Annotated in this window: 13 protein-coding genes and 1 pseudogene; 10 read left to right on the top strand and 4 right to left on the bottom strand. The window is 45.5% G+C overall.

Annotation, left to right across the window (positions count from 1 at the left end; all coding sequences use genetic code 11):
• Positions 1-280 precede the first annotated feature (280 nt).
• The 5 genes and pseudogenes from NLZ44_RS22280 (at position 281) to NLZ44_RS22300 (ending at position 5,388) form a co-directional block, all read left to right on the top strand.
• Positions 281-1,666: a cation:proton antiporter gene (locus NLZ44_RS22280; protein WP_493753058.1), complete on the top strand. Its 1,386-nt coding sequence runs from the start codon at positions 281-283 to the stop codon at positions 1,664-1,666.
• A 480-nt stretch (positions 1,667-2,146) separates the two neighbouring features.
• Positions 2,147-2,539, top strand: a pseudogene (locus NLZ44_RS22285) (zinc ribbon domain-containing protein); the annotation flags it as partial.
• 321 nt (positions 2,540-2,860) lie between these two features.
• Positions 2,861-3,388, top strand: a complete 528-nt coding sequence (gene ilvN, locus NLZ44_RS22290; RefSeq protein ID WP_006625441.1) for an acetolactate synthase small subunit — start codon at positions 2,861-2,863, stop codon at positions 3,386-3,388.
• A 153-nt stretch (positions 3,389-3,541) separates the two neighbouring features.
• A complete protein-coding gene (locus tag NLZ44_RS22295) occupies positions 3,542-4,651 on the top strand; it encodes a hypothetical protein (RefSeq protein WP_006625442.1) in 1,110 nt (369 codons plus the stop codon).
• Positions 4,651-5,388 carry a class I SAM-dependent methyltransferase gene (locus NLZ44_RS22300; RefSeq protein WP_233497629.1) on the top strand — a complete coding sequence of 246 codons (738 nt, stop codon included), beginning with the start codon at positions 4,651-4,653 and terminating at the stop codon, positions 5,386-5,388. The genes NLZ44_RS22295 and NLZ44_RS22300 overlap by 1 nt, the downstream gene beginning before the upstream one ends.
• Before the next feature lie 27 nt (positions 5,389-5,415).
• On the opposite strand, the gene gshB is transcribed toward NLZ44_RS22300, so the two are convergent.
• The 4 genes from gshB to NLZ44_RS22320 all read right to left on the bottom strand — a co-directional run bounded on the left by gshB (position 5,416) and on the right by NLZ44_RS22320 (position 8,335).
• The gene (gene gshB / locus NLZ44_RS22305) at positions 5,416-6,399 is read right to left on the bottom strand and encodes a glutathione synthase (RefSeq protein ID WP_006625444.1); all 984 of its coding nucleotides are present in this window, start codon (positions 6,397-6,399) and stop codon (positions 5,416-5,418) included.
• 61 nt (positions 6,400-6,460) lie between these two features.
• Positions 6,461-6,721, bottom strand: coding sequence for a glutaredoxin 3 (gene grxC / locus NLZ44_RS22310; RefSeq protein WP_006669555.1), 261 nt, complete (start codon positions 6,719-6,721; stop codon positions 6,461-6,463).
• Positions 6,722-6,834: 113 nt separating this feature from the next.
• Complete coding sequence (locus NLZ44_RS22315) at positions 6,835-7,023, bottom strand: hypothetical protein (protein WP_111891587.1); 189 nt, start codon at positions 7,021-7,023, stop codon at positions 6,835-6,837.
• A gap of 397 nt (positions 7,024-7,420) precedes the next feature.
• Positions 7,421-8,335 carry a lysophospholipid acyltransferase family protein gene (locus NLZ44_RS22320; RefSeq protein ID WP_493753059.1) on the bottom strand — a complete coding sequence of 305 codons (915 nt, stop codon included), beginning with the start codon at positions 8,333-8,335 and terminating at the stop codon, positions 7,421-7,423.
• Between the two features lie 112 nt (positions 8,336-8,447).
• Here NLZ44_RS22320 and NLZ44_RS22325 point away from each other — a divergent pair, with 112 nt between their 5' ends.
• From NLZ44_RS22325 to yidD, 5 genes are all read left to right on the top strand, one after another.
• Entirely contained in the window at positions 8,448-8,876 is a 429-nt protein-coding gene (locus NLZ44_RS22325; protein ID WP_111891593.1) for a CoA-binding protein, read from the top strand.
• A complete protein-coding gene (locus NLZ44_RS22330; protein ID WP_493751203.1) occupies positions 8,873-9,853 on the top strand; it encodes an ABC transporter ATP-binding protein in 981 nt (326 codons plus the stop codon). The genes NLZ44_RS22325 and NLZ44_RS22330 overlap by 4 nt, the downstream gene beginning before the upstream one ends.
• Before the next feature lie 409 nt (positions 9,854-10,262).
• Complete coding sequence (locus NLZ44_RS22335; RefSeq protein WP_493751204.1) at positions 10,263-10,793, top strand: calcium-binding protein; 531 nt, start codon at positions 10,263-10,265, stop codon at positions 10,791-10,793.
• Positions 10,794-10,798: 5 nt separating this feature from the next.
• Complete coding sequence (gene truB / locus NLZ44_RS22340) at positions 10,799-11,695, top strand: tRNA pseudouridine(55) synthase TruB (RefSeq protein ID WP_493751205.1); 897 nt, start codon at positions 10,799-10,801, stop codon at positions 11,693-11,695.
• 1 nt (position 11,696) lies between these two features.
• A complete protein-coding gene (gene yidD / locus NLZ44_RS22345) occupies positions 11,697-11,927 on the top strand; it encodes a membrane protein insertion efficiency factor YidD (protein ID WP_493751206.1) in 231 nt (76 codons plus the stop codon).
• Positions 11,928-11,943: the final 16 nt, after the last annotated feature.

Below are 11,943 nucleotides of genomic sequence, written 5' to 3' on the forward strand. Positions count from 1 at the left end.
CACCCTAAATCTGGATCCCAGAGAGGGAGAGGGACTTTGAGAGGTGATCAGATGATTTCTGAACAGGCTGTATTGATTGGCGAGGCGGGTTCTGACGCACTCCATGAGACTGGGTAATTGGGAAATAATTTGAGACTCGTAACCTATGTATAACTAATACAAAAGTTGATTTATCCTTTTTATAACTCTATGCGAACCCACTTTTCGCTACAGTAGACAGGAACGAGTTTTAACAAAATGGATGGTTCTATCAGTTTTGGGGATAATCTCCCCATTTTCCATGTTTTCATCTTTAGGAGTTGATCCCGTGCCACTGTTGGCAAACACCATCGAGGGAATTAGCGAAGCTCCCGAGGCTGATGGGAATATGGTGTTATTGGCGGTACTACTCAGCCTAATTGCCATTTATACAGCCAGTAAAGTTGGTGGCGAGTTCTTCAACTGGTTAGGATTTCCCCCAGTTTTAGGAGAATTAGTCGGCGGGGTAGTCATTGGTATTTCAGCACTGCACTTAGTCATATTTCCTGAAGGTGGTGTCGGCGCTTCTGACTCCGTGATCATGCAAATACTGTCATCGACAGCAGGGTTAGATATCAGTGCTGCTGGAGCCACCTTTGAGGCTCAAAGTGAGGTGATCTCAGTTCTCGCTGAAATTGGTGTGATCGTCCTACTATTTGAAATTGGCTTAGAATCCAATATTCGTGAACTGCTGGAAGTAGGGGTTCAATCCCTAGTGGTGGCAATTGTGGGGGTCGTGGCTCCATTTTTCGCCGGAACCATTGGCTTAATTCTCATCTTTAATGTTCCGCCTGTGGCTGCAATTTTCGCTGGTGCCGCTTTGACTGCTACCAGTATCGGGATTACCTCCCGTGTGTTAGCTGAAATTGGCCGCTTGTCTTCTAAGGAAGGTCAAATTATTCTCGGCGCGGCGGTCATGGATGACATCCTCGGAATTATTGTCCTAGCGGTGGTAGCTAGTTTAGCCAAAACCGGAGAAATCGATGTTACTAACATTATCTTCCTGATTATCAGTGCCACTGTGTTTCTGGTGGGTGCAATTTTACTGGGAAGGTTCTTTAATGATACTTTTGTGACTCTGGCTCAACAGTTCAAAACCCGTGGTCGGATTGTGATTCCGGCCTTTATTCTGGCGCTGTTGCTGTCCTATATCGCTGCCGCTATTGGTTTAGAGGCGATTTTGGGTGCTTTTGCTGCGGGGTTAGTCTTGGATGAAACTGACCCAGGAAGGGAACTCGAAGAACTTACTAGACCGATTTCTGATGTGCTGGTACCGATATTTTTTGTTACCGTTGGGGCGAAAACTAATTTAGAGGTTCTTAATCCTGCTGTTCCTGACAACCGCCAGGGACTCGTGATTGCTTCTTTTCTGATTGTTGTGGCAATTTTCGGAAAAGTTATCTCTGGGTTTAGCGTCTTTGGCGTGGAGAATATCAACCGATTGGCGATCGGGGTCGGTATGATTCCCCGGGGCGAGGTCGGTTTGGTATTTGCAGCCGTAGGCTCTGACAGTGGCGCTTTGTCGCCTTCTCTGGATGTCGCAATTATCTTGATGGTGATTCTGACTACTTTTGTGGCTCCGCCTTTGTTGCGGGTGGTGTTCCGTGATGATGAACCGACGGCTACGGAACCGGAAACTACTGCTTGAACTAAAATAGCGACCCACTCAGCCACGATAGAAACAGGTGGGGGTTCAATGGCCAAGATTGTGGCATGATCCTACCATGGGGTGTATGGGGGCAAAAGTTCCCGCCACACCCCACCCCCACCTCGCTGTCTTTGGGTGAGGGAGCTTCATTAGTCAATCCTTAAAATATTCTGAATTTATGTTGATGGCTCGGTTCCATAAAACCGGGCTTTTTTTCTTTTCTACTTAGGCTGTTGGTGATTAGAGGGGGATTCACTGGTTCCGCCTGATATTTCGAGAAATATTTTTGTATGGTAATCTATATGGGTAAAGAGCATGATTTAATCTCAAATTAGGTTAACATTTTACGGCAATACGGTATAATACCAAGTATGGTGCGAGACCTTCGGGTATGAAATAGAGCTGAAATGGGCGAAATAACTACCCGGTGAGGAATTCAACCCCTTGGTTGATTGGGTCGCATCCCTGGCAATCCCATAACACAGCCTGATTTTTTTGCCCCCCTTCGAGACTTCCAATATGGTTGCCAAGGTGAAGCGTCTAATCAGGTCTAAGACTGCCCGCGCCATGCTGACATGGGCGCATTATCGATTCAAACTAACCCTGAGACATAAGCGCGGAAATAACTGAACAGTTGTAGATGTGACCGAAGAATACACCAGCAAAACCTGTACTCACTGTGGTCATGTCCATTCCCAGCTAGGTGGCTCAAAAGTGTTCCGATGTCCGGAGTGCGGGTTCACTCTACCACGGGACTGGAACGGTGCTTTTGGAATCTTTCTAAAAGCTTTGCGGGATACCGCCTCTGTTACCTTAACGGGTAATAGTGCTATCGTCGCATTGTCCGGGAACAACCGGAAAAATGTCGCGTAAATGTATCAGTTACGCTATGGCGAAAGGTGGTTGGCCGAAGCATCAAGTAGCTGACTATAGCTATATTGTAGTAAGCAGTTGAATAAGCCACCAGAATGGGCTCAACAATAGCGCTTTTAACCTAACTGTTAAAGGCTCAATGAGTGACACATAATCTGGCGTGATTACTTCACTTCAGATGATGCCATACTCAGAAACTTCCGGCTATGGCCAGATTTTTCTGGGTTAAATGTGTCTGTTGTCGGATAAAATTACTTACGCAATACGAATAGGGTTCGGCTTGAGTTATATAACTGGCCATCCATACCTGGGGACAAAATTATGAAACATACCCTTTCTGTTTTAGTTGAAGATGAGGCGGGTGTTCTGACGCGCATTGCTGGTTTGTTTGCTCGTCGTGGATTTAATATTGAAAGCCTGGCTGTTGGACCTGCTGAAAAATCTGGGGTTTCCCGAATTACTATGGTGGTCCCTGGGGACGATCGCATTATTGAGCAGTTGACTAAGCAACTCTACAAGCTGATTAATGTTCTCAAGGTACTTGATATTACTGAGGTTCCCTGTGTGGAACGGGAGTTGATGTTATTGAAGGTTAACTCCCCTAGCAGTGCTATTCGTTCCGAGATTATTGAGTTGGCTCAGATTTTTCGCGCGCGGGTGGTTGATATTGGGGATGACTCCCTGACTATTGAGGTGGTCGGAGACCCTGGTAAAATGGTGGCGATCGTTCAGGTATTGAGTAAATTTGGCATCCGCGAAATTTCTCGGACTGGTAAAATCGCCCTCACACGGGAGTCCGGCGTTAATACCGAATTCCTCAAGAGTCAACCCGCTGAACCTAAGTTTTAACTTCCACCAAAACCCCCACCCCTGGTGGCTTTTCCAGGTCCTGGGGGCTGTTTTGATCAAAAAAAGTTGATTTTTAAGTCATATTTTGCCATTGATCAGCTACAATATGATTAGTCGCCTCCCCCATAGTGCTGGTGGAGGTGTGGGGTTGTTATGTTTTTAAACAGTATGGACGAACATAATTGCGGGACTATTTATGATGAACTGGTCGAAATACTTAATCAGTTAGAATTGGGATGGATCGCTGAACAGGTAGAGGAGATTTTAACGGCTGGAAAAACGGTTGAGGAAATGGTTATGGGGAGAAAATCCCCTGACCTCAAATTGGCGTATTATAGCCCCCAGGAACAGTTATCAATGCTGATTGATGCTATCGATCGCACTGTGATTTCTGGGGTGGAAATGGAGCAAGAAATAGCGGCTCTATTAGATAATCAAGGACTGACTACAGATTTCCAATCAGAAATATGCTGGCATTCAACCCTAGCACAAACGGGGGAATTTGTCAAGTTTTATCAGCCGGAAATTTTAGAAAGATTAGCCGCGGCTGAACAGGTCAGAAAAACCCTAGGAAAGTTGCGGGTCAATTCCGCCAAAAATCCGCCATCATTGTTGACGGAAATTAAGGGAAATTTAGAGGCGATCGTTAACCCCAATCTCAGGAGATATCAACAACTGAGGAACCTGTTTAATTGTTACATATTTAATATCTTGGTGACAGGGGCAAAAAATGAGGGAGGTAAAGTCAGTTATAAGGATGTAACGAAACAGGCTACAGATAGGTTAATATTTCGTCAACGTCCGGGGAAAATCTATGAGCAAATACAGCCCTATACTCACGGACTTATTGAATTTGCCAATAAGCCACCTTTAGAAATACATATCGGGGTGAAAGTCCACGGGCGGCTGCGAGTTTTGTATGATTGCGATATCTGCGTATTATATAAAATGGAGGCGGATGCTTGTCGAAATAACGGGCGGGAACCTCGCGCGTCGCGGATTTTATTGGGGGTTAATTGTGAATATTCTGCCTCCCAATTACAGCCAGAAGTAGCCCAAGCGTTTTTATCTTTAGCCTCGGAGTTACGGGTAGCGGGAGATTGTTATTTTGTGTCGAATAGTGTGTCAGAAGTAGCGGGGAAGTTGTTAGCGAGTCGGAAGCGAAAATGGGAGTGTGGTATAATTCCGGGTGATGTTAATAATGTACATAGATTGATGTACGGGTTTCAGACAATTTTTAAAGATTTTCAGGCGAAAAGTTAATGATGAATGAGATTTTTTGGGAAATTCATAGGGATTTATTGAGGGAAAGTCCGGGGGGTGATGAGTATACTAGACAAGGGTTTAGGATGCTACCAAGTTTGTCTCAACGGAAGATTTTAGATATAGGTTGTGGTCCGGGGTCGTCCACTCTGGAATTAGCGAGATTAACGGATGGAGAAATTACGGCGATCGATATTCATCAACCTTATTTAGACAGTCTTAAACAAAAGGCGATCGCCGAAGGTTTTGGGGAGAGGATAACCTGTTTAAATCAAAGTATGTCATCCCTAAATTTTCCGCCATCTAGTTTTGATATTATTTGGGCTGAGGGTTCCATCTATATTATGGGTTTCGAGACGGGATTAAAGCAATTAAAATCCTATCTCAAATCGGGTGGTTATATGATGGTGAGTGAGTTAGTGTGGTTACGGGATAATCCACCGTCGGAGGTTTATGATTTTTGGCAAGCTGATTATCCAGCCATGAAAAATCTATGGGAGTTATCGGAGATTATTGCTAATTGCGGATATGAAATAATTAACCAATTCACGCTACCAGAGAGGGGTTGGTTAAATTACTATAACCCCTTGGAGGAGAGGATTAATCATCTGTATAGAATTTATCAAGACAATCAGGAGGGGTTGAAAATTTTAGACATGGAAAAACGGGAGGTGGAAATATATCGCGAGTATCACGAATGGTATGGATATGAATTTTTTATCCTCCACAACCCCTAAGAAAAAGGGAACCGACGGGGTAATGTATCAGGAATTATGAATCATTTGGGTAACTTGAGAGGTTACCCATTGAATCACCTGAGAACCCAAACTTACATGGTCTAGTAAATCGATTTCCCTAATCCCAGTAGGACTGGTGACATTAACTTCTGTGAGATAACCACCAATGACATCAAGACCGACGAAATATAGTCCGGATTCAATTAATTTGGGGGCAACTCGGCGACAAATATGCAACTCTCGATCGCTTATTTTAGTTTGAGCGACGCGACCGCCGACGGCCATATTTCCCCGAAACTCTTTACCAGTAGGAATGCGATTAACAGCCCCAATAGGTTCACCATTTAACAAGATAATGCGTTTATCGCCATCTTTGGCGGCGGGTAAGTAGGTTTGAATCATGACAGGTTCAACACCTTGGCGGGTGCTAATTTCCACGAGGGAATTAAAGTTGCGATCGTCTGGTTCCAGAAACAAAATACCCTCACCCGCCTTACCACCCAAAGGTTTTAAAACTGCTGCGCCCTCATGTTCGACAAATTCCCGAATCACCTTTTTTTTGCGGCTAACAATAGTTTTAGGAATGACATCAGCAAACTGGAGGGCATACATTTTTTCATTAGCAGCGCGTAACCCTTGGGGAGCATTAACGGTTAAAGTTTTGGTGGGGTCGATATAGTCGAGAATATAAGTGGTATATAGGTAAGAAACAGTTACGGGGGGGTCAACCCGCATAAAGACTGCATCCATGGCTTCTAAGGGCTGTAATGTGGAAGCGCCCAACTCAAACCAGGGGGAGTTGACCACCCAAGTCTGATCGCGCCTAGTAATAGGAGTTAAATGAAGGGAGGTGAGGGTTCCCCAGGCTTTCCCAGCAATTACACTTAGTTGATGGCTTTGAGTAATCCAAATTTCATGACCCATTACTTGGGCGGCTTCCATGATAGCAACAGTGCTATCGTGGGCGGGATTTAGATTAGCGATGGGGTCAATAATAAAAGCAAATTTCATTAATGATATTAATAAAAGTTATCAGGACGACCCCCAGACTGCTGCTGGGGGTTTTGTTAAACTAAGCGCTAAGTAGGGAATCAAGCTGACCTTGGGCTTCTAAGGCGTGGAGGTCATCACAGCCACCAATATGGCGACCATTGATGAAGACTTGGGGAACAGAACGCCGTCCATTGGATTTAGCAGCCATGCGATCGCGAGCTTCTTCATCTCCATCAATCACATATTCGGTAAACTCCCAGCCTTTGCGTTTGAGGAGAGCCTTAGCTCGTAAACAAAATGGACAGCTACTCCAAGTATAGATTTCAATGGAATTAGTCATAGATGTCTTAGGGAGATGATTAATATTTCTTAATATATTGAGTTAATTAGGCTTTGTCAACGAGACCACCCTGGGAAGAGGGTGGCCATAAATCAGTTGATAGGTTTGATAGGTTAGCTGACGGCTTGCAATACACTGGCATATAAGCCAGGGGCGTAGGCTTCAAAGACTTTTCCGGTTTCAGAACAGGTAATCATTAAATAGTCACAGGTGTGACACTGGGTTTTAATGACTGTATGGCTGTGATAGCGTTCGGCGTGAGAACCGCAATTGGGACAACGGATGATTTGTTTGGTAGACATTTTAAATGGTTTTTTTACTAGGTTTAAATTTGGCGCTAATCAACTCCAAAATTTTCCGGGTAATGCCTGACTATTTAGCCAGATTACCACGAGACTAAGAGGAGATATTTAACGGATGGTTAGTAGCAGGTTAAAAAAAATGAAAGAACGGATCACTGTATTGAGCTACTGACTAATTATGCCAGAATTTGAACCGGGTAGCAATAGCTACTAATTAGGAATACCTTGATCCCGAACGGTAAATCATGGTGATTGAGGGATGGGATGGAGGGAAGAAGGGCGAGAATTGGGGGATTATAGCTGTTGTGATTAAATTGGGGGGTGTTAATTTTTGTCGATCGCAGTTTTCCAAATTAATAAAGATTTAAGATTTGCATAACTATCCAGAGAGGGAAACTCAGGATTTCTCGACCTGGAGGACAAGGCGATCGAGTTGGTGTTGCATCTGAGTTTTGACCAATTGGTAACAGGACTCGACATAATCACGATCGCCCGCCGCCTCTCGACCATAGCGTTGAAAGACAATAGGTTCACAGATGCGAATATAGATTTCCCCTGGTAAAGGGATATTAGGCAAAGGACCAATACTTAACCCCCAGGGGAGTCCCAAATAAATGGGGAACACTTCCGGGTCAATATCGAGTAACCAAGGCATCCCCAAATCATGGAGGATCTTAGCCTGTTGATAACAATCAGCGAGGACAATGAGGGTATCATGGGCTCCATGGGAAATGAGGGGAACAATAGGAGACCCGGTGCGTAAGGCCAATTTAATAAACCCACGCCGCCCAGCAAAATAAATCTGATTTCTCATATTGTGGGGGCGAAACACATCTTCTGGCCCCCCTGGATAAACCAAAACGGGATAATCTGCTTGTAAGGCGGCGATCGCCATTCGGGGATGGGCGCGAATAGCACCACACCGCACGGCTTGAGTAGCAACTGTGGGGGACATTTCCCAGACTTTGGGGTGCATTAAACCATATAGAGGGCGATCGCAGCCAAAGCGATCGGCCCAGCCATATAAACCCATGTGCATATCTGGTGCAGCCAAGCCACCATTATGGGAACCGACAATTAACATTCTGCCTGAGTCTCGAAGATGCTGCCAGCCGTCCATTTTGACCCGAAAATAGTGCTGGTAAAACCATCCCAAAACTGGCATTAGCGATCGGACAAACTCAGGATCTCGTCCATGTAAGCACCAACCATCTAGGTATGGTGGTGATGGTGGGGCATAATTATTATCGGTATGATGCTCGGTATGATGCTCGGTATGATGCTCGGTATGATTATCGGTAAATCGGTTCAAGGTTATCGACTCCCAGTAGCAATTAGATTCAATCAAGATCTTCCCTTTTCCAGATGCGGAAAACGCCGCGATGGGGTTATCATCGGCGCTAAAGTCTGAGGATATGCAGAATATGCTTGATCTCAACCAAGATGATACCGCAATGGCTCAGGTGTTGGCGGAGTCGCAGACGATCGCCGTTTATGGTCATTCCGACAAACCCTCGCGCCCTAGTTACATGGTGGCTGAATTTTTGCGAAACCGGGGCTATCGGGTCTATCCGGTGAATCCTTTATTAACAGAGGTCAAGGGTCAACCTTGTTATCCGAATTTGCAGGCGGTCCCGGAAACGATTGATATTGTCAATGTTTTTCGAGGTTCGCAATATCTACCAGAAATTGTTGATGAGGCGATCGCCGTTGGGGCGAAAACCGTCTGGGGTCAGTTGGGAATCAGCCACCCAGAAGCCAGTCAAAAGGCTTTAGATGCCGGGTTAAACCTAGCTATGAACATTTGTATTAAGATTGAGATCGAGCGTCTTCATATAAGCAAAAACCGATGAATCAGGCTGAAACTATACCCCCCCAATCACCGAAATATTTACCCCCGGCGGTAGTTAGCACCGAGAAGTTAGGTAAATTTTACCGGACGGGATTTTGGATGAATCAAAAAATTGAATCCCTGATTAATTGTAGTCTGAGTATATATCAGGGGGAAACTTTTGGGCTTTTGGGACAAAATGGAGCCGGGAAAACGACTTTATTTAAAGTGTTACTAGGTTTGGTGCGTCCCACTTCTGGCGCAGCTTATTTATTGGGGCAACCTATTGGCGATCGCCAAGTAAAACAGCGAGTGGGTTATTTGCCAGAAAACCCCTATTTTTATGACTATCTGACCGGGTGGGAATTTTTAGAGTTGGCGGCGGAACTTTTCCAAATCCCGAAAGCAGTTAGTCGCCAAAGGATTCCCGAATTATTGGATTTAGTCGGACTGGCAAAATCAGCGGCCATCAAAAAACAGATGCGACAGTATTCTAAGGGAATGCTACAAAGGATTGGCATGGCTCAAGCCTTAATTAATGACCCAGAAGTGGTATTTTTAGATGAGCCTATGTCCGGTCTTGACCCCATGGGTCGTTATCAAATCCGAGAGATTATTTTATCACTCAAACAGCAAGGAAAAACCATATTTTTTAACAGTCATGTCCTGTCAGATGTCGAAAAAATATGCGATCGCGTTGCCATTTTATCACGAGGAGAACTCATTTCCATCGGTTCTTTGGATGAATTATTAGGAATCACTGAAACCTATTCCGTGAGTGGCAAAGGTGGTAATCCTCAACAACTGGAGGAATGGGTAACCAACTTGGAAATCGAACAAGACTATTGGCGCGGTAATCTGCAAGGCAACCCCCAGGAATTTATCGCCCATCTACAGGATATCAATGCTCAACTGATATCGATGAATTTATCCCGCCTTTCCCTAGAAGAGTTTTTTATGCAACAATTAAGGGAACGGGGTATTTATTCCAGTCAATAAAACCCACTTAAAAAAAATTAGGAGTTATTATGTCATCTGTAGGAGTTATAATCGATCCACGGATTTTAGATGAGCTATTCAGTGTGGATACCTTACCCGCTGATCTGATTATTCCCCCAGAAGGTTCCGTCAACGGAGGAACTAATAATTCCGGTGATAATTTGGGAAATGGAACTTCCGACTTTGGGGAAACCGTGAGTAGCAATGGTTCAGTTAATGAAATTACTGTCACCGACTCAGCCGGGGAAACCGTGAGGGGGACTGCTGCCGCCGATCGCATTATTGGAGGTGACGGACCCGACTCCTTATTGGGGGTAGCAACAATGATACCATCTATGGTAAGGCCGGTTCTGATACCCTGTTGGGAGAAGCTGGAAATGACCTATTATTTGGCAACCAAGGCCGGGATTTGCTTTATGGGGGCAATGGTAATGATACCCTCTATGGCGGTCAAGAAGCAGATACCCTCTATGGTGAAGCCGGAGATGATCTGCTGTTTGGCAATTTAGCTAATGACTGGCTGTATGGAGGGGATGGAAACGATACCCTCTTCGGTGGTAAAAACGATGATATCCTGTATGGTGGCGATGGGAATGATCTGCTGTCGGGAGACACTGGCGCTGATACTCTCATTGGTGGGGAGGGTCGCGATTCCTTTGTGGTGAGTTCCCTCAGTGGGGGAGTCAACATTCGCGAAGCCGATGTCATTATGGATTATACTCGGAGTGACGATCAAATTTTGCTCACGGGTGGTCTGCGATCTACTAACCTAGAGTTTGTCTCCGGTACTTCTGTGGGACTGGAAGGGGAACTAGAAGATAGCACCGTGATCCGACTTAGGCAAAGTTTCGATCCTAATCGCGCTTTTGTGGCTATTGTGGTTGGTGTGGATAATCTCACTTCCGCCGATTTTACCGCAATTGATCAGATCACTATTTAAGATTGATGGCCGATTTGCAGGGGTTCCTTAATTTGAATAAGCCACAGGAGTGGACTTCCCATGACTGTGTGGCAAGGGTTCGGCGTATGTTACACCTAAAGCGGGTAGGACACGCAGGAACCCTTGATCCGGCCGCGACTGGGGTGCTACCTATTGCATTGGGAAGGGCTACCCGCCTGCTGCAATTTCTGTCCTCTGAGAAAGCCTATCGGGGAGTGATTCGCTTTGGAATTACCACCGCCACCGATGACCTGGAGGGGGAAACTTTACAGGTGCGATCGGCTTCTCATTTGCAACTGGAACATATCGCCGCCCTGTTGCCTGAATTTATCGGTAAAATTGAGCAAAAGCCACCCTATTATAGTGCTATTCATGTGGGGGGGAAGCGCTTATATGAGAGAGCCAGACGGGGTGAGGTGGTGGAAGTTCCCACCCGGACGGTGGAGGTGTTTGGGTTGGATGTTTTGAGTTGGCGATCTGGGGAGTTTCCAGAGGTGGAATTGGCGATCGCCTGTGGTCCGGGAACTTATATCCGTTCTATTGCTAGGGATTTGGGGGAACGTCTGAACACCGGGGGGACTCTCGCGGGTTTAGTTCGCCTACAGTCCAGTGGGTTTAGCTTGGCAAATAGTTTGACTATCGAAGAGTTGGAAGATCTGGTCAAGCGGGAAAAGTTTAAACCCCTTGACCCCTCTCTGGCTTTGACTCATTTACAGGCGATCGCCCTAGGTTCCGAAGATGCAAAACGTTGGTGTCACGGACAGCGGGTTCCCGTCGCGGGAAATGTCGATGCCGTGTTACGGGTAGATGACCAATCCGGTCAGTTTCTCGGTATTGGACGCATTATTCAAGAACAGGATACTATGGTATTAGCTCCCCAAGTTGTCATGTTGGATAGTTGAGATGAAACAGATATTAATTGGTTTGATTAAGGGTTATAAGTCATTGATTTCTCCGGTGCTTCCTCCCGCTTGCCGCTTTTATCCCACTTGTTCAGAATATGCTATGGAAGCAATAGATCGCTTTGGCATTTTTCGGGGTGGATGGATGGCGATCGCTCGTATTTTGCGCTGTCATCCCCTTCACCCAGGCGGCTATGATCCTGTTCCCCCAAAAGATGATCATCATCATTAACAACTTTCCCCCCGCC

Source organism: Arthrospira sp. PCC 9901, assembly GCF_059013425.1.